This window comes from Asticcacaulis sp. W401b (assembly GCF_046503825.1).
Classification (GTDB): domain Bacteria; phylum Pseudomonadota; class Alphaproteobacteria; order Caulobacterales; family Caulobacteraceae; genus Asticcacaulis.
Map to the genome: position 1 here is coordinate 248,554 of NZ_JBKFEE010000002.1, position 17,382 is coordinate 265,935.

The window sequence follows — 17,382 nt, forward strand, 5'->3', positions numbered from 1 at the left end:
TATCACTTCTGTGTGAGAGAACTGTGTTCTTTGGTGTTGGTGCGGCGCAACTGAAATACCTTTTGCCAAAGGCCTTCGCGACGCTTTATTCATGGGGTTCCGACACAGGATAACGACATGACTCAGGGATTAGACATCGGCTTTTCCGCCGACGGCCATCAGACGCTTTTGCTCAACCGCGCCAACCGTCACGGCATCGTGGCCGGCGCGACGGGTACGGGCAAGACGGTGACGCTTCAGGTACTGGCTCAGGCTTTTTCTGACGCCGGCGTGCCCGTTTTTGCGGCCGATGTGAAGGGCGATCTGTCAGGGATCAGCCTGCCCGGAGCGCCCAATGAAAAGCTTCTGGCGCGCGCACAGGAAATGGGGATCGAGCTTACGCCCGCCGCCGCCCCGGTCGTCTTCTGGGACCTGTTCGGCCAGAAAGGTCACCCGATCCGCACCACGATTTCGGATATGGGCCCGCTGCTGCTGGCGCGCCTGTTTCAGCTCAATGAGGTGCAGGAAGGCGTGCTGAACATCGTCTTCCACGTCGCCGATAAGGAAGGGCTGCTGCTGCTCGACCTTAAGGACTTGCGCGCCATGCTCAACCACGTGGCCGACAATGCCAAGGAAATCAGCGCCCAGTACGGTCAGGTGTCCGCCGCCTCCATTGGTGCCATTCAGCGTCAGGTGCTGGCGCTCGAAAGTCAGGGCGGTGAGCAGTTTTTCGGTGAACCCGCTCTGCGCCTCGAAGACCTGATGCGTACCGATATTTCCGGCAAGGGTTATGTCAATATGCTGGCCGCCGACAAGCTGATCGGCAGCCCCCGCCTCTATTCAACTTTCCTGCTGTGGCTTTTGTCCGAGCTGTTCGAAGTCATGCCCGAAGTTGGCGACCCCGAAAAGCCGCGCATGGTCTTCTTCTTCGACGAGGCGCATCTTCTGTTTGACGAAGCGCCCAAGCCGTTGCTGGAAAAGATCGAACAGGTGGTGCGCCTGATCCGTTCCAAGGGTGTGGGCATCTATTTCGTCACGCAAAACCCGGCCGACGTGCCGGATTCGGTGTTGGCGCAACTCGGTAACCGCATCCAGCACGCCCTTCGCGCCTACACGCCCGCTGAACAAAAGGGGCTGAAAGCCGCGGCGCAGTCCTTCCGCCCCAACCCGGCCTTTGACACCATCGAGGCTATTCAGGGTCTGGGCGTCGGGGAGGCGCTGATCTCGGTGCTCGACGAAAAGGCCTCGCCCACCGTCACGGCCAAATCAAAAATCCGCCCCCCGGCGTCGCGTCTGGGGCCCGCCACAGAAGCCGAGCGCGCCGCCATCATCGCCAAATCGCCGGTATCGGGCATGTACGACACTCTGCGCGACCGTGAATCGGCGTTTGAGTTGTTAACAGCACGCGCCAAGGCCGAGGAGAGCGAAGCGGCTGAGGTCGAAACTCCACGCGCCGAAAAGAGCGAAAAGCCGGAGGTGCATAAACCCTCGGCCACGGAAAAAGCCGTCACCTCTGTCGCCGTCTCCGTCATCCGCACCATCGGCGTGACGCTCGGTCGTGAGCTGGTGCGCGGGCTTCTGGGCTCGATGAAAAAGCCCGCGCGCACCACGCGACGGAGATAAGAAAATACCTCGCACGTCCTGGTGTGGGCGTTATGGTTAACGCTTTTTTACCGGTTCCAACAGCAAGAGTGGAGGCATGGTTGCCCCGCTCCTTGCCCTTATTGCCTGGTCACTGATTGTGCTCGTCTGGCTCTATGCCCGGCGCATACCCGCCATGCTGCAACTGGGTCAGGATTTTCAGCTGTTTGCCGATAAGCGCCACCTGTTTCGCCTGCCCGCTGATGTGCGTGCCGTGGCGGACAACTATACGCACCTGACCGAACAGCCGACGCTGTTTTACGCCCTCAGTCTGGGGATACAGGTGTCCGGCCTCGCCGATCAGTTGTTTGTGGTTCTGGCGTGGATTTACGTGCTTTTGCGCATCGTCCACAGTCTGGTGCAGGGCATCGGCAACCACGTCATCCTGCGCTTTTGCGTGTTTGCCGCCAGTACCGGCATACTGGCCTATATGACGCTGCGGGCTATCCGGCTGGTGTTTGACTTCTAAAGGGGTCCAATGAAACGCGGTCGCATATTTTATATGTATCTCGCATTCTTTGGGTTAGGAATTGCGGGTGCGTTGGTTCAAAACATCTATGTGGTTTTTGCTGCGCCAATTGTAGCGATTGTCATATTCATGAGCTTCGATAACTGGCGCGATATGTACCGAAGGCATAAGCAGAAGCGTTCAGAAAAATAGCAGATCATTCCGCCGGAACGATACGCCACAGGCGCAGCTTGTGCTTGACGCGCCCGGCTTCGCGGCCCGCGCGGTCACCGTGGCCCATATAGAGGTCGGCGCGAATCTTTCCGCGAATGGCCCCGCCCGTATCGAGGGCCGCCACCATGCGGCGATAGGCGGGGAAGGCACCGCTGAGTGAGCCTGCATCGGCATCGACCCAGTATAAATCCCCATAAGGGTGGAAAGACGGATCAATGGCAATGGCCGCCCCCGCCGGGAGCGGGATCGCCGCCGCGCCCAGGGGTTCCATCTTGGTCATATCCATAGAGAAGAAGGCGTAGCGCGGATTCTGGTTCATTACTTCCTGCGCCACCGGCCCGCGATTATCGGCCAGCCATTGGCGGATCGCCTCGCCGGAGGTTTGTTCCTTCTTCATCAGGCCGCGTTCGGTCAGGGTTTTGGCAATCCCCACAAACGGCAGACCATTATCGGCGGCATAGGCCGCCATGAAGCGTGTACCGTCTTCCAGCGTCAGATAGCCGGAGCCCTGAATCTGCATAAAGAAATAGTCTTCGGGCCGCATGTAATAGGCCGGGCCCGTTACCGGTTGGGCTTCGATTTCGGCGCGCGTGTAATAGGGCACATAAAGCTCGCCTGCCCGCCGCGCCGCAAAGCGCTTACCCGCCGGCTGCGGCGGCGTCATCTGCGCCCCATCGACCAGTACCAGATCGGCGGGTTTAGTGCGGACGGGTTGCGAAAACTCGACCGAAGGGGTGGTGGTCGCCGGGTATTCCGGCACGAAATAGGCGGTCAGCAACCCCTCGCCTTCGATGCGTTCAACGCGAAAGCGCGCCTCAAGCCATTGCTTGATTTCTTCGGGCTGTTCAAACGCCTGTGCCTTCAGGGCATCGCAGGCCCTGGCATATTGCCGCCCCTGTCGATAGGCGCAGGCCCCACGCACGGCTTCTAGCGCAATAAAGGGGTCTGTCTGCTCCCAACCTGGCAGGACCGACAGGCTTTGCGACGGTCGCGACGGGAGAGGCTCAGACGGTGGCGGGGTCGGAACCCGCTGTGGGTCTGTCTGGGGGATAGGCGGTGACGGTACGGGTGACGGGCCCAGCGGGGGCTTGGGTTTTTCGACGCACGCCACCAGGCTCAGCGCCGCCACGGACACGCATCCATAGGCGAGCAAACGCCGCGCGGCGGTCAGCACCCCTGCCCTCCCCCTCAGGTTCATGCCTTGGCGGCCTCGACACGGGACAGAATCCACGGATTGGTCGGGGATTTGAGGTTTTTCTGGAAGGTCCAGAATTCCGCCGTTCGGCGATGCGCCTTTTTCGGTTCGCCACCGTCTGTGTCGGCCATCTCATAGAGAAGTTCCGACAAGAAGCGTACGCGCACCAGAGCCCGGTCGTCTTTCAGGTCGATCTGATCGAGATCCGTCTTCGGCGCTTCGACAAAAGACACAGTCATGGCCTTCTGTTCACCGCGCGCCTCGATGGCCTTGGCGAAGACGCCATAGACACTTTCCGACAGACGATCCTTGAGGCCTTCGATTTCCCCACGATTGAAAGCCAGCACGATCTGCTCATAGGCTTCGCGCGCCTTTTCAACGAAATTGACCTCGTTGAAATGGGCATCGCGCGCCTTCAGCGCGTCAAGGTTAGGCATACGCAAGCGTTCGGGCTGCGCCTTCGGCTCCTGTCCCGGCCGGTTGAACGGGCCTTCCGAGTCATCGCTTTTGGGGACCACGGGTTTGTCTTCGGCCTTGAATCCAACGCGGCGGCCCAGCACGTTATACAGCTGAAACAGCACGACCACGGCGATCAAGGCCAGAATCAGCAGGTCCCAGGGCATCAAAACGTCTCCGAACAGGGGTACAGCAAGGTCTAATCTTCCCTATATAGGCAAAGTTGAGGTAAACGGAACCATTCGTTTGATTGCCAATCGATTTTGTGCGTGCTAGGGCCGTTTTCAACCGGATATTAGATCGGATTTCGTTCAAAGCTGAACGAAAACCCGCTCTAATTTTTTTGTTTGGTCGCGCATTTGATTCCGAAAACCGCTAAGCACTTTTCGGAATGCGCTCTATACGCCCCACGGAGTTTTTAAGTTTAATGGCTGACGATTCGATCCCCGCCGAAAACGGCACTGGCCCGGCCACCGAGGCTCAGGGCGGCCCGCTGCCTGCCAATATGCAGGTTCTGGCCCAGTTCATCCGCGACTTCTCGTTTGAAAACCCGCGCGCGCCCAATTCGCTGCGCATGGATCAGCGTCCGGAAATCGACATGGGCGTGGAAATGAACGCCAAGGGTCGCCCGGATGGCCTGTTCGAAGTCGATCTGAAGCTGTCGGTCAAGGCGTCGAACCCCGAAGGCCCGATGTTCGCCATCGAATTGGTCTATGGCGGTCTGTTCCAGTTGGCCAATGTCCCGCAAGCGGCGATCGAGCCGACCCTGCTGGTCGAATGCCCGCGCTACCTCTTCCCGTTCGCCCGCCGCATCATCGCCGATGCGACCTCGGACGGCGGCTTCTTCCCGCCCTTCTTCGTCGAACCCATCGACTTTGCCGCGCTCTACATGCAGCAAAAGGGTCAGATCGGCGAAACCGCGGGTCAGGCATAAGCCATCAACCGGTTTTGACAAAAAAGACCCGCAGTCTGGGCTGCGGGTCTTTTTATTTGCCACGAACGGCACGAACGTCAAGCGCTTTTAACACCTGTGCCCGAAGGGCTTCAACGGCCGGATGCGGTCAGCATCTTCGGCCGTTGGTATTATACTGTCTTGCGGCAAGTGCGGATTTTGGACGCTTCGCGCTATGTATCCGCTCAATGAAGTTCGTGCTTTTCGTGTGGTTCGTGGCTAAAATTCTATGAGGTCGCATAGCCCCACATATTCTGGTCTTTGAGATATTTGAGGCAGAAGGCCTTGTGCGCTTCGGCTTCTTGCTCATGAATATGCGAGGGCAGGGGGCGCGGACGCTGGCCGTGGTTCATCACACGGATTTCCGTGCCGTCTTCCGACACCATGCCGTGCATCTTGAGGTCAAGGCCGCGTTCCTTACCGCCCGACAGCTCCAGATAGACGCTGGCCAGCAGACGTGCATCGAGCAGAGCCCCGTGTTTGTCGCGTTCGGCCAGCGAGATATTATAGCGTTTACACAGGGCATCGAGCGAATTGGCCATGCCCGGAAACTTGTAGCGCGCCAGCTCCAGCGTATCGACCCAGCGGTCGGGATCGGTGGGGGTCAGACCCAACCGCTCTAGCTCCATATTGATAAAGCCACGGTCAAACGAGGCGTTGTGCGCAATGATCGGCGCATCGCCGACAAAGTCGATAAAGGCCTGAGCCAGATCGCCAAATTTCGGCTTGTCCGCCACCATCTCATCGGTGATGCCGTGGACACGGATGGCGTCCGGTTCGATCAGCCGTTCGGGGTTGAAATAGTGGTGAAAGGTCTTGCCCGTCGGCAGCAGGTCGTCGATTTCGATACAGCCGACTTCGATCAGGCGGTGGCCTTTTTTGGGGTCAATGCCGGTGGTTTCGGTATCGAGGACGATCTGACGCATGGGTGTAATTTGACTCGCGTTTGCCGGGCTTGTCCAGAGTCAGGCGGCGTGCAGGGCGCGGATAATCTCACGCACCTGTTGACGATTGGCCTCAAGCGTTTGCGAGGTGTCGATGATGAAATCCGCGCGGCGCCGTTTTTCGGCGTCGGGCATCTGACGCGCCAATATGTCCGCAAACTTTTCCGCCGTCATGCCGGGACGCGCCAGAACGCGGGTGGCCTGAACCTCAGGCGGGGCGGATACGACGACCACCTTGTCGAAGGTTGTTTCCGCGCCGGTTTCAAACAAGAGCGGAATATCGCACAGGGTGAGGGGTGTGCCTGAGGCGGCATGATGGGCCAGAAAGGCCTCCCGATCCGCGACGGTCGCTGGATGCACCAAAGCATTCAGCCGGGCAAAACCGTCCGGTTTTTGCTTAAGGGCAAGCGATAGCTTGGCGCGATCAACCGCGCCGTCTGTCACCACCTCGCCAAAGGCCTCGACCAGCGCGGCTTTCAACGGTTCAGAGGTGGCGTATAGCCGGTGGACCGTCTCATCGGCATCCCAGACGGGCACACCTTCGTCGGCGAACATGCGGGCTATGGTCGATTTGCCCATGCCGATGGAGCCGGTGAGACCCAGACGGATCACTTTGTCTCACCCAGAAACTCAAGGGCCAGACCACGCACATCGAAGTCCGCATCCGGGGCCTGACCATAGAAGGCGGCGAAGGACGGGCGCGCCTGTTCAATCAACATCATTAGCCCATCAACCGTCTTCAACCCACGCGCCTCGGCCGCCTGTAACCAGTTGGTTTTCAAGGGTCGGTAGGTCATGTCCATAGCGGTTGCCGACGGATCGAGCGCGTCAAACAGGGGCAGGGGTCCGCCCGACGCCGCATTGATCACGGCTACCGAACCGGCAAAGGCGCGGTCGATATCGCTCAGGGCATAGGCACTGACGCCCTCTTTGAAAGCAAAGACGATCTCTTCGGCGCGGGCGACGGTGCGATTGACGATGCGCACGTCGCGGCAGCCCTTATCCAGCAAGGCGGCCACCACGGCGCGCGACGCCCCGCCGGCACCCAGAAGGGTAACCGCGCCTGCCGTCAGGTCACAGTCAGGTGCCTGTAGATGAAAGGCCTGAATAAGGCCGTGGCCGTCTGTGGAATCCGCGTGCACGCTGCCGTCTTCGTCAAAGGTCAGCAGATTGGCCGAGCCACAGCGACGCGCCAGATCGGTGGAGGTGTCGGCCAGCTTCAGCGCCAGTTCCTTGAACGGGGCCGTGATGTTCAAGCCCTTGATACCATTGGTGCGGCACGACAGGATGAGACGCTCAAACGCATGATCATCCGCCGGTGCAAAGGGCGCGTAGACGCCGTTAAGCCCCATATGTCTCAGCCAGGCCGTGTGCAGAAAGGGGGAGAGGGATTGCCGGATCGGCTGACCGACGACGCCGGCGACCCTGGCCGCGCCTGTGGGGAGGTGTTTCATGCCTGTATAATCTCATAATGTCTGAGCTGCGCCAGCAGAGGCAGCAGGGGCAGGCCCAGAACGGTGAAATAATCACCCTTGATCGAGTCGAACAGGTGGACGCCATGCGCTTCGAGCATGTAGCAGCCAACGCTGGACAGGATTTCCTCACCCGCCGTCTCTATATAGTGGGCGATAAAATCCTCACTGAGACGTCGCACAGTCAGGTCCGCCGTATCGGCGTGCGACCACAGAAGCTGACCATTTTGCGCCACCGCGACGGCCGAGTGCAGGTAATGGGTCTTACCCGAAAAGCGACGCAGTAAATCGGCTGCGTCGGCGAGTGTTTTCTGCTTGGAAATCAGTTCTTTGTCGAGTTGCAGCACTGAGTCTGCGCCGATGACCAGACCGGCCTGAGCGCGCGACACGTGCAGAGCTTTTTCCTGCGCCAGTTTCAGAGCGACCGCCTTGGGCGTAAAGCCGCGAAACAGGCACTCGTCCTTGATGACGTCTTCGTCGATATCGGCCGGAATTTTCGTGAAACTCAGGCCGCAATTGGTGAGCAGGGTGGCCCGAATCCTGGAGCCGGAGGCCAGGATCAGGGGAGGGGGAACAGATAGGGTCATATGTTAGCCGTCACTAGTGTCCTGAATCTGAAACTCGCATGTGCTTGATATCGCTCTCTGGCGAATTTCAGATTCAATAGGACACTAGCAAATTATTATAACTCGTATCGTTTTCGAATTTGAAGTTCGCCCGGCTCTCGATATCAAAATGAAGCGAACTTCAAATTCACGATACTAGGCCTTATGTAAAACGCGCGGAGCTTTTTCCGATTTGAAACAGACAGTCAACGCATACTTGGTTTCTGGCTTGATTTCTGGCTTGATTTCCGGGGTGCAGGGGTCCGCGACCCCTGCGTCTTAACCCTGAACTCAAAACCTAAATCCCACCCAGACGCCCGGTGCGCTTTTCATTGAGCAGGCTGATGATCGAAGCCGAGGTTTCTTCGACCGAGCGGCGGGTGACGTCGATCACCGGCCAGCCCTTGCGTTCAAACAGACGCCGGGCAGCGATGATTTCTTCACGCACGGCTTCGGCGTCGGTATAGGAAGTGGGCCGCTCATCCCCGGCGGTGGTATAGGCCAGAACGCGGGCCTTGCGGATCTGTATCAGGCGATCGGGTGAAGCGATGAGGCCGACGATCAGCGGCTCGCTCAGTTCGTCCAGTTCCGGCGGCAGGTCACGGCCGGGGACGAGGGGGATATTGGCGGCCTTATAGCCCCGGTGGGCCAGATAGATGCAGGTCGGCGTCTTTGAGGTGCGCGACACACCGATCAGGATAATTTCGGCCTGACGCAGCTTGTCGGCCAGAGCGCCGTCATCGTGGGCAATGGCGTAGTTAAGCGCTTCGATGCGGTCGAAATAGTCGCTGTCGAGATTGTGCTGCGCGCCGGACTTTTTGGAAAATTCGGCGGCCCCCAGATAGCGCGAATAGGCCAGAACTACCGAATCGAGTACGCCGATGGTGGGGATGTCGCGCTCACGGCAGAAGGTTTCGAGCTTTTGCCGCAGTTCGGCATCGACCAGGGTGTGCAGAACAATGCCCGGATAGGACTCGATCTCGGTCAGGGCGCGATCCATCTGCTTGTCCGAACGGATCAGCACATAGATGTGTTCGATGGGGAAGATACCTTCGAAGCGCGCCGCGGCCGCCTTGGCCAGAGCATTGAGGGTTTCACCGGTGGAGTCGGACACCAGATGAACGTGAAAATGGATACCGATTTTCGCGCCGGATGTAGTCATGAAATTTATCTGTGCACGCTTTCTGGGGAAAAACGGGGGAAGATTTGCGTCTCTATCGGGATAAACCTTCGCCTTCGCCGTGCCAAGCCGCCAAGCCGGGGAAAAGGTGAAAAACCGGGCGTATTCGGTCACCGGTTTTCCCCAATCACGGGCATCGGTGACTCTTTTGTGACGGCTTTGTGTGTAAATCTTAACAAAAAATTAACCGTGTATGGCCGCCACTCCCAGTCGTTAGGATTTTCTTAATCAGTGTTAGGATTTGGTTAATTATCCCGGATTCCCACAGGTTGTGAGAAATTAAAAATTCATTAACGTCGCTCTGTGCAAAGGCCGGGAAAACGGCCATCATTTTTCCCCGATGCGACGTTTTTGCGCAGCATCCACGGCCTAACTACCCCTTCTATCTTTCTAAAAATCTTTTAGAGGGATTGAGGGAATACCGTCCGAAGCCTATGGATTGACTCATGACCTCGCACACGCCATCCATAGTCTCGGTCCTTCAGGGACAGACGTTGAAAACGCCGCCCGTCTGGTTCATGCGTCAGGCTGGTCGCCATCTGCCTGAATACCGTGAGCTTCGGGCGACGACGCCGGATTTTCTGAGCTTTTGCCTCAATCCCGAAAAAGCCGCCGAAGCGACGCTGCAACCGGTACGTCGCTACGGCATGGACGGGGCCATCCTGTTTTCCGATATTCTAGTCATCCCTATGGCGCTCGGTCAGGACGTTCGCTTTGAAGCGGGTGAGGGGCCGGTTCTTGGGGACTTACCCTCTGTAGCGCAGATGGCTGATCTGGCTGGCTCGGCGGGAGAAGCCTTGAAGGCCGTCGGTGAGACCCTGAAAATCCTGCGTTTGGAACTGCCCAAGGAGGTGACGCTTCTGGGATTCTGTGGCGGGCCGTGGACAGTGATGACCTATATGCTCAATGGGCGCAAAGCCCATGACCGCTCACTGATCCGCGCCTTTGTTTATGAGCAGCCGCAACTGGTGGCGCAGGTGATGGACGTGGTCATTGAGGCTTCGGCGCAGTATCTGAAGATGCAGGCGGATTGCGGCGCGCAGGTCCTCAAAATCTTCGAAAGCTGGGCCGAAGGCTTTCCCGATCCCTTGTTTGATCAACTGGTTATCGAACCGCATCAAAGGCTGGTGCGGCGTGTGCGCGAACTGGGTGTAACCCTGCCCATTATCGGCTTTCCGCGCGGGGCCGAGGCGCGCTGTCTTGACTATGCCGATCAGGTCGAGGTGCAGGGCATGGCGCTGGGGACCGCCACGCCGTTGAAACTGGGGCAGGCGATCCAGAAAAAATTGCCGATACAGGGGGCGCTCGATCCGGTCGTTCTGCGTTCCGGTGGGGCTGCACTGGACGATATGGTGCTGAAAATGAAATCCGCCTGGGGGCAGGGGCCGTATATTTTTAATCTGGGGCATGGCATCTTTCCCGACACCCCCATCGCTCATGTCGAGCGGACGCTACATCTCATAAGAAGCTGATGAAAAAAGTCGCTGTTGTTCTGTTCAATCTCGGCGGGCCCCTGACCCAGGCCGATGTCAAACCGTTTCTCTACAACCTGTTCAGCGACAAATACATTATCGGCCTGCCGTCCCCTTTGCGGCAGATGGTGGCGCGCCTGATTTCATCTCGCCGCGAAACCTCGGCTCAGGCCAATTACCGCCTGATGGGAGGCGGGTCGCCCATCGTCAAGGAAACCGAGGCGCAGGCCGACGCCTTGAGCAGCCATCTGTCGAAAACCGTCAAGGATCTGGAGTTCAAGGTCTTTATCGGGATGCGCTACTGGCACCCGTTTATCGAAGACACGGTAAAGGCTGTTGAGGCGTGGCAACCGGATCAGGTGGTGGCCCTGCCGCTTTATCCGCAGTTTTCGACCACCACCACCCTGTCGTCGTTTGTGACCTTCAAAAAGGCCTATAAGGGCGCGGCTCCGGTCAAGTATCTGTGCTGCTATCCGCAAAATCCGGCCTTCGCCAAATCCTATGCCGATCTGATCCGTCAGAAGTTGTCTGGCCTGAGCAACCTCAAGGATTATCGTCTGCTGTTTTCGGCGCATGGCCTGCCGGAGAAGATCATCAAGAAGGGCGACCCGTATCAGGCGCAGGTCGAGGCCAGTGTTGCCGCCATCATGGAACAGGTGGGGAGGCAGATTGACCACGTCGTCTGTTATCAGAGCCGGGTGGGGCCGTTGAAATGGATCGGGCCTTCGACCGACGAAACGATTATCGACACGGTCAAAAGCGGGAAATCGCCCGTGGTTGTGCCCGTGGCCTTTGTCTCTGAACATATCGAAACGCTTGTCGAACTCGATATGGAGTATAAACATCTGGCCGATGAGCACGGGGCGAAGGACTATGTCCGTGTGCCGGTAGTTGGTATCGAGCCGCTGTTTATCCGGGCGCTGGGCGATGAGGTACTGCGCGCCATCGGGTCAGAGGCCACCATTATGGCCGATTACGCCTGTGATGCCTGCCACGGGCAATGCCCCAAACAAAAGGGCTTTTGAGCATGAACCATTACGACCTGCTGCGTGGCCTGCACATACTGGCCGTCATTGCCTGGATGGCCGGGCTGCTCTATCTGCCGCGCCTGTTCATCAACCATATCGCCAATCGCGACAAGCCGCAGGTGGTCGAAGTCCTGAGCGGTATGGAGCGGCGTCTGCTGCGCTTTATCATGAACCCGGCCATGATCGCCGCCTGGCTGTTCGGAGCCGGTCTGATCTACAGCAATGTGCACGACCGTTTTGGCTGGAAGTTCTTTTACGAGCCGTGGTTTGTGGTGAAGATGATCGGCATTGTGCTGATCACCGGGTATCATCATTTTCTCGCCGTGCGGTTCAAAAAGCTCCAGCGCGCCGAAGACATTGGTTCGGAAAGGTTCTGGCGCATCGCCAATGAGATTCCGGCCATCATAGCCATTGTCATGGTCATTGCCGTGACCACCGAAATGTTCACGATCTGAAATCACCTCTCTTTGATCGGGAAGGTCAGGTGAGGTCCGCCCTTGACCTTTCGGCGTTTGGGTGTATTGCTCAGAACCATTGCGCGCGCCAAACGGGTATTAAGTCGCGCATTTCCCGGCCCCACGGTTCTCGTGGTTTCAAGGCCTCCCCCAGTTTCCATACAGCGTTCACGCGCTGGCTTATCAGACAGGCACAGCCTAAGACCTTGACTTTGTTTATAAAGTCATCGTGACTGCGTGCCGTATCAGAGACCCCTCCCATGTCCGAAGACAATGAAATCGAATACGACACCACGCTGGAAGACGCTGCCGAAGACGAAAACGGCAGCGACACTGGCGATGACGAGTCGGAAAACCCCAATCAGGAAAAACTGTCGCTTCAGGAACTGAAGGACAAGTCGCCGGCCGACCTGCTGGCCTTTGCCGAACAGATCGGCGTTGAAAACGCCGCCTCCATGCGGATGCAGGACCTGATGTTTGCGGTTCTGAAAACGCTGGCCGAAGAAGGTGTCGAAATCACCGGCTCCGGCGTCATAGAAGTGCTGCAGGACGGGTTTGGCTTCCTGCGTTCGCCCGAAGCCAACTATCTGCCCGGTCCCGATGACATCTACGTGTCGCCGCAGCAGATCCGCCGCCACGCCCTGCGTACCGGCGACACGGTCGAAGGCCCGATCCGCAGCCCGCGCGAAGGCGAGCGTTACTTCGCCCTGTCGAAGATCAAGACGATCAATTTCGAAGACCCCGAAGCCATCCGCCATAAGGTGCATTTCGATAACCTGACGCCGCTCTATCCCGAAGAGCGGCTGAAAATGGAAATCGAAGACCCGACGATCAAGGACCGTTCGGGGCGCATCATCGACATCGTGGCGCCTCTGGGTAAGGGTCAGCGCTGCCTGATCGTCGCCCCGCCGCGCGTCGGTAAGACGGTCATGCTGCAAAACATCGCCAAGTCGATCGCTGCCAACCATCCGGAATGCTACCTGATGGTGCTGCTGATCGACGAACGCCCCGAAGAAGTGACGGATATGCAGCGCACCGTGCGCGGCGAAGTCATCTCCTCGACCTTTGATGAGCCGGCAACACGCCACGTTCAGGTGGCCGAAATGGTCATCGAAAAGGCCAAGCGTCTGGTCGAACACAAACGCGACGTAGTCATACTGCTCGACTCGATCACCCGTCTCGGCCGCGCCTATAACACGGTCGTGCCATCATCGGGCAAGGTGCTGACCGGCGGTGTCGATGCCAATGCTCTGCAACGCCCTAAGCGCTTCTTCGGTGCAGCGCGTAATATTGAAGAGGGCGGCTCGCTGACCATCATCGCCACTGCACTGATCGACACCGGTTCGCGCATGGACGAAGTGATCTTCGAAGAGTTTAAGGGCACGGGCAACTCGGAAATCGTGCTGGACCGTAAGGTCGCCGACAAGCGCGTCTTCCCGGCCATGGACATCCTCAAGTCGGGCACGCGTAAGGAAGACCTGCTGGTCGATAAGTCGGACCTGCAAAAAACCTACGTGCTGCGTCGTATCCTCAATCCGATGGGTGCCCAGGATGCCATCGAGTTCCTGATCGACAAGCTGCGTCAGACCAAGAACAATGGCGAATTCTTCCAGAGCATGAACACCTGATCCTTGCCAAATCAGGCGACACAGGATCATTGTGAATCTATCCGGGCCGGAGCAATCCGGCCCTTTGTTTATCCGCTCTCATTTGTCGATGCGAGCCTTGCGGAGACCCGCTATGAAAGTCACCTTCGATATCGAATGCACGCCGCAGGAAGCCCGCGCGTTTTTGGGCCTGCCCAATGTCGAGACGCTGAACGACTATATGGTTGAGCAGATGAAGGCCCGCGTCGAACAAAATATCCAGTCGATGCAGCCCGAGGAGATCATCAAGACCTGGTCGAGCTTCGGCGTGCAGGCGCAGGATCACTTCCTCAAGATGATGCAATCCGCGGCGACCGCCAGCATGGGCGGCTTCAAGGGCGGTAAGTAGGTTCTCGTGTTTCACGTGAAACAGACGATTTTCGCTTTGGCCTCGGCGCAAGGTCGGGCCGGGGTGTCGGTCATCCGCGTCTCCGGGCCTCAAGCGGCACAGGTGGTTGAGGCCTTGCTGGGGCGCTTGCCGCGTCCGCGCTATGCGACGCTTGGTCATCTGCGCTATGCCGGTGAGCTGATAGATCAGGCTCTGGTCCTGTGGTTCAAGGGGCCGAACAGTTTTACCGGCGAAGACTGCGCTGAATTTCATATCCACGGCTCACGCGCGGTGCTTGAACGCCTCTATGCGGTGTTTCGCGCCGAGGACCTGCGTCACGCCGAGCCGGGTGAGTTTTCGCGCCGGGCCTTTGAAAATGGCAAGTTCGACCTGACTCAGGCCGAGGCCATTTCCGATCTGGTTGAGGCCGAGTCTGAGGCGCAGCGGCGTCAGGCTCTGATGCAGCTCGAAGGTGGTTTCCGTGATCGCTATGCCCAATGGCGCGATGCGCTGATCCGTATTCTGGCCCATATCGAAGCCATCGTCGATTTCCCGGACGATGATATCCCGGAACACCTCAGCGAACTTATTATTTCGGATATTATCACGCTGAAGACCGAGGTAGGGGCGGCGATCACGGATGCGAGACGCGGGCAACAAATCCGCGAAGGTTATCGCATTGCCATTATGGGCAAGCCCAATGCCGGCAAGTCGAGCCTGTTTAACGCCCTGCTACAAACCGATGCGGCGATTGTGACGCCGATTGCCGGCACGACGCGCGATGTGATTGAATCTCCCATTCGTATCGGACCCTATGCGGCCTTGATCTATGACACGGCGGGCCTGCGCGAAACCGAGGACGTTGTGGAGTCCGAAGGTATTCGCCGGGCGAAGGCGAGGGGGCACTCGGCAGATTTACGCTTGTGGGTCGTGGATGTATCGGACGCACCGGAAGACCTGTCGGCCATGCAACCGGGGGACTATCTGATCCTCAACAAGACGGATCAAATATCTGCGGAATCCCTTGCAGCTTTTCGATCTCAGCATGAGAACAAAAAGGTCCGTCTTCTGGAAACCAGCCTGACCAGAGGTGAGGGGATTGAGGCGGTTCAAGGCGCTCTGGAGACTGATCTCGAAGCAGCCCTGTCTCTCAGCACCTTCCCCGCGGCAACACGGGAACGGCATGGCGAGCGTCTGCGCGAGGTCGATGCGGCTTTGGATCGCGCCCTGGGGATTGGTTTCGCTACACCCGAACTAATGGCCGAAGATATTCGCCAGGCGCTATCCTCTTTTGACGCCCTGTTTGGCCGCACCGATGTGGAGCAGGTGTTGGATCATATCTTCTCCAGCTTCTGCATAGGCAAATAAGAGTGTTTCACGTGAAACACGGATAACGACAAAATTAACACTTCTCGATTCGACCCGTCCGGCCTGATCTGCTATAGCCAGCCCTCATTCGTTTTCCGGACAGGTTGAAGCTCTATGACCCAATTTTGGGATGTCATTGTCGTCGGTGGAGGCCATGCGGGCACTGAGGCCTCGACGGCTGCGGCGCGCATGGGTGCCAAGACCTTGCTGCTGACGCACAAGATCGAAACCCTGGGTGAGATGTCGTGCAACCCAGCCATTGGAGGCTTGGGCAAGGGCCATCTGGTGCGTGAAATCGACGCCTTGGACGGCGTTATGGGGCGCATGGCCGATATCGGCGGCATCCAGTTCAAGATGCTCAATCGCTCCAAGGGGCCAGCCGTGCGTGGCCCGCGCGCTCAGATCGACCGTAAGCTCTATCGTGAAGCCATGCAGGCCGAACTGCAAAGCACCGAAAACCTGACGATTATCGCCGCAGCGGTCGAAGACCTGATCCTTGAGGGGGATACCGTCGTCGGTGCCGTCGATGCGCAGGGTGTCGAATACCGCTCGAAGGCCGTGGTGCTGACGACCGGCACCTTTTTGCGCGGCATCATCCATATTGGCGAAAAGCGCATGGCCGCCGGGCGGTATGGCGATGAGCCGGCCAATGGTCTGGGGCAACGCCTCTATGATCTTAAGCTCGATATGGGCCGTCTGAAAACCGGCACGCCGGCGCGGCTGGATGGCAAGACGATCAATTGGGATATTCTGGAAAAACAGGAAGGCGACGCGGTTCCGACGCCGTTTTCGACCCTGAACGCCGCCATCGACCGGCCGCAAATCACCTGCGGCATCACCTATACCAATGCCGACACGCACCGCATCATTCAGGAGCGCATCACGGAATCGGCGGTCTATGGCGGCCATCTGTCCGGACGCGGGCCGCGCTATTGTCCCTCCATCGAGGATAAGGTGGTGCGCTTTTCGGACAAGGACAGCCATCAGGTGTTTCTGGAGCCCGAAGGCTATGACGATGACACCGTCTATCCGAACGGTATCTCGACCAGCGTGTCTGAGGCGACGCAGGAAGCGTTTTTGCGGACCATTCGCGGCCTCGAAAATGTGGTTATCAAGCGCTACGCCTACGCCATTGAATACGATTATGTCGATCCGCGTGAACTCTATCCGACGCTTGAGCTGAAGCGCCTGCCGGGCCTGTTTCTGGCCGGGCAGATCAACGGCACGACGGGCTATGAAGAGGCGGGGGCGCAGGGCCTGATAGCGGGCCTGAACGCGGCGGCGCGCGCCGGGGGCCTGAGCCCGCTGGTGCTGGGGCGTGACGAAGCCTATATTGGGGTGATGATCGACGATCTGGTGACCAAGGGTGTCACGGAACCCTATCGCATGTTCACAAGCCGCGCCGAGTTCCGTCTGAAGCTGCGTGCCGACAATGCGGATCAACGTCTGTCGGATATCGCGTTGAAGATCGGCCTGATGGGCGAGCGGCGCAAGGCGCATTGGCTGGAGAAAAAACAGGCCTTGGCCACGGCGCGTCAGCGCGCTGACGAACTGAAGCTGACGCCCAATGAGGCCAATGCCTTGGGTATCCGCGTCAATGCCGACGGTCAGAAGCGCAACCTGCTGCAACTCCTGTCCTACGACACTTGTTCGCGGGATAAGCTGGAAGCGGTATGGCCGGAGCTTAAAGACTGGTCCGACAGCGTGTTCGAGCAGATCGAAATCGACGCCCTCTATTCGGGCTATCTGGGCCGTCAGGCGGCAGAGATCGACGCCTTCCGCAAGGACGAAAATCTCGCCCTGCCTGAAGACCTTGACTATGCCTTGGTGGGCGGGCTGTCCAACGAAGCCAGGGAGAAGCTGAGCCGCGTCAGACCCCTGACGCTCGGTCAGGCGCGTCGCATCGAAGGCATGACTCCCGGCGCGTTGACAGCGCTGTTGTTCCACGTGCGCAACCTGAAAAAGGGCGCGGCATAATC

At 58.5% G+C, this 17,382-nt stretch carries 17 protein-coding genes; 10 read left to right on the plus strand and 7 right to left on the minus strand.

The window, feature by feature from the left end; all coding sequences use genetic code 11:
* The first annotated feature begins 117 nt into the window (after positions 1-117).
* Positions 118-1,602 (plus strand): helicase HerA-like domain-containing protein, encoded by a 1,485-nt coding sequence (locus ACK8OE_RS05835; protein WP_410271780.1) that lies wholly within the window; start codon positions 118-120, stop codon positions 1,600-1,602.
* A 76-nt stretch (positions 1,603-1,678) separates the two neighbouring features.
* On the plus strand, positions 1,679-2,089 hold the full coding sequence (locus ACK8OE_RS05840; protein WP_290793923.1) for an MAPEG family protein: 411 nt from the start codon (positions 1,679-1,681) through the stop codon (positions 2,087-2,089).
* 196 nt (positions 2,090-2,285) lie between these two features.
* On the opposite strand, the gene ACK8OE_RS05845 is transcribed toward ACK8OE_RS05840, so the two are convergent.
* Positions 2,286-3,476: an MltA domain-containing protein gene (locus ACK8OE_RS05845; protein WP_410271781.1), complete on the minus strand. Its 1,191-nt coding sequence runs from the start codon at positions 3,474-3,476 to the stop codon at positions 2,286-2,288.
* 20 nt (positions 3,477-3,496) lie between these two features.
* Positions 3,497-4,120 carry a Tim44/TimA family putative adaptor protein gene (locus ACK8OE_RS05850; protein ID WP_290793928.1) on the minus strand — a complete coding sequence of 208 codons (624 nt, stop codon included), beginning with the start codon at positions 4,118-4,120 and terminating at the stop codon, positions 3,497-3,499.
* Positions 4,121-4,380: 260 nt separating this feature from the next.
* Between ACK8OE_RS05850 and secB the strand changes: the two genes are divergently transcribed.
* Positions 4,381-4,887: a protein-export chaperone SecB gene (secB, locus tag ACK8OE_RS05855; RefSeq protein WP_410271782.1), complete on the plus strand. Its 507-nt coding sequence runs from the start codon at positions 4,381-4,383 to the stop codon at positions 4,885-4,887.
* A 245-nt stretch (positions 4,888-5,132) separates the two neighbouring features.
* On the opposite strand, the gene dnaQ is transcribed toward secB, so the two are convergent.
* From dnaQ to ACK8OE_RS05880, 5 genes are all read right to left on the minus strand, one after another.
* Complete coding sequence (dnaQ, locus tag ACK8OE_RS05860) at positions 5,133-5,831, minus strand: DNA polymerase III subunit epsilon (RefSeq protein WP_410271783.1); 699 nt, start codon at positions 5,829-5,831, stop codon at positions 5,133-5,135.
* Positions 5,832-5,870: 39 nt separating this feature from the next.
* Positions 5,871-6,461 (minus strand): dephospho-CoA kinase, encoded by a 591-nt coding sequence (coaE, locus tag ACK8OE_RS05865; RefSeq protein ID WP_290793936.1) that lies wholly within the window; start codon positions 6,459-6,461, stop codon positions 5,871-5,873.
* On the minus strand, positions 6,458-7,303 hold the full coding sequence (locus ACK8OE_RS05870) for a shikimate dehydrogenase family protein (RefSeq protein WP_410271784.1): 846 nt from the start codon (positions 7,301-7,303) through the stop codon (positions 6,458-6,460). Before ACK8OE_RS05870 ends, coaE begins: the two co-directional genes overlap by 4 nt.
* Positions 7,300-7,908: a Maf family protein gene (locus ACK8OE_RS05875; protein ID WP_410271785.1), complete on the minus strand. Its 609-nt coding sequence runs from the start codon at positions 7,906-7,908 to the stop codon at positions 7,300-7,302. Before ACK8OE_RS05875 ends, ACK8OE_RS05870 begins: the two co-directional genes overlap by 4 nt.
* A gap of 316 nt (positions 7,909-8,224) precedes the next feature.
* Positions 8,225-9,088, minus strand: a complete 864-nt coding sequence (locus ACK8OE_RS05880; RefSeq protein WP_290793945.1) for a pyruvate, water dikinase regulatory protein — start codon at positions 9,086-9,088, stop codon at positions 8,225-8,227.
* A gap of 464 nt (positions 9,089-9,552) precedes the next feature.
* Between ACK8OE_RS05880 and hemE the strand changes: the two genes are divergently transcribed.
* From hemE to mnmG, 7 genes are all read left to right on the plus strand, one after another.
* Entirely contained in the window at positions 9,553-10,578 is a 1,026-nt protein-coding gene (hemE, locus tag ACK8OE_RS05885; protein WP_410271786.1) for a uroporphyrinogen decarboxylase, read from the plus strand.
* A complete protein-coding gene (gene hemH / locus ACK8OE_RS05890; RefSeq protein WP_410272025.1) occupies positions 10,575-11,603 on the plus strand; it encodes a ferrochelatase in 1,029 nt (342 codons plus the stop codon). The genes hemE and hemH overlap by 4 nt, the downstream gene beginning before the upstream one ends.
* A 2-nt stretch (positions 11,604-11,605) precedes the next feature.
* The gene (locus tag ACK8OE_RS05895) at positions 11,606-12,061 is read left to right on the plus strand and encodes a CopD family protein (RefSeq protein WP_410271787.1); all 456 of its coding nucleotides are present in this window, start codon (positions 11,606-11,608) and stop codon (positions 12,059-12,061) included.
* Positions 12,062-12,321: 260 nt separating this feature from the next.
* Entirely contained in the window at positions 12,322-13,689 is a 1,368-nt protein-coding gene (gene rho / locus ACK8OE_RS05900) for a transcription termination factor Rho (protein ID WP_410271788.1), read from the plus strand.
* Positions 13,690-13,801: 112 nt separating this feature from the next.
* The gene (locus ACK8OE_RS05905; protein WP_013477677.1) at positions 13,802-14,056 is read left to right on the plus strand and encodes a DUF6489 family protein; all 255 of its coding nucleotides are present in this window, start codon (positions 13,802-13,804) and stop codon (positions 14,054-14,056) included.
* Positions 14,057-14,071: 15 nt separating this feature from the next.
* Positions 14,072-15,403, plus strand: a complete 1,332-nt coding sequence (gene mnmE / locus ACK8OE_RS05910; protein WP_410271789.1) for a tRNA uridine-5-carboxymethylaminomethyl(34) synthesis GTPase MnmE — start codon at positions 14,072-14,074, stop codon at positions 15,401-15,403.
* Positions 15,404-15,517: 114 nt separating this feature from the next.
* Entirely contained in the window at positions 15,518-17,380 is a 1,863-nt protein-coding gene (gene mnmG / locus ACK8OE_RS05915; protein ID WP_410271790.1) for a tRNA uridine-5-carboxymethylaminomethyl(34) synthesis enzyme MnmG, read from the plus strand.
* Positions 17,381-17,382: the final 2 nt, after the last annotated feature.

Bases quoted from the DNA above. Each gene is read 5' to 3' on its own strand.
- ACK8OE_RS05835 (WP_410271780.1), top strand. From the start codon at position 118: ATGACTCAGGGATTAGACATCGGCTTTTCCGCCGACGGCCATCAGACG.
- ACK8OE_RS05840 (WP_290793923.1), top strand. From the start codon at position 1,679: ATGGTTGCCCCGCTCCTTGCCCTTATTGCCTGGTCACTGATTGTGCTC.
- ACK8OE_RS05850 (WP_290793928.1), bottom strand. From the start codon at position 4,120: ATGCCCTGGGACCTGCTGATTCTGGCCTTGATCGCCGTGGTCGTGCTG.
- secB (WP_410271782.1), top strand. From the start codon at position 4,381: ATGGCTGACGATTCGATCCCCGCCGAAAACGGCACTGGCCCGGCCACC.
- dnaQ (WP_410271783.1), bottom strand. From the start codon at position 5,831: ATGCGTCAGATCGTCCTCGATACCGAAACCACCGGCATTGACCCCAAA.
- ACK8OE_RS05870 (WP_410271784.1), bottom strand. From the start codon at position 7,303: ATGAAACACCTCCCCACAGGCGCGGCCAGGGTCGCCGGCGTCGTCGGT.
- ACK8OE_RS05875 (WP_410271785.1), bottom strand. From the start codon at position 7,908: ATGACCCTATCTGTTCCCCCTCCCCTGATCCTGGCCTCCGGCTCCAGG.
- ACK8OE_RS05880 (WP_290793945.1), bottom strand. From the start codon at position 9,088: ATGACTACATCCGGCGCGAAAATCGGTATCCATTTTCACGTTCATCTG.
- hemE (WP_410271786.1), top strand. From the start codon at position 9,553: ATGACCTCGCACACGCCATCCATAGTCTCGGTCCTTCAGGGACAGACG.
- ACK8OE_RS05895 (WP_410271787.1), top strand. From the start codon at position 11,606: ATGAACCATTACGACCTGCTGCGTGGCCTGCACATACTGGCCGTCATT.
- rho (WP_410271788.1), top strand. From the start codon at position 12,322: ATGTCCGAAGACAATGAAATCGAATACGACACCACGCTGGAAGACGCT.
- ACK8OE_RS05905 (WP_013477677.1), top strand. From the start codon at position 13,802: ATGAAAGTCACCTTCGATATCGAATGCACGCCGCAGGAAGCCCGCGCG.
- mnmG (WP_410271790.1), top strand. From the start codon at position 15,518: ATGACCCAATTTTGGGATGTCATTGTCGTCGGTGGAGGCCATGCGGGC.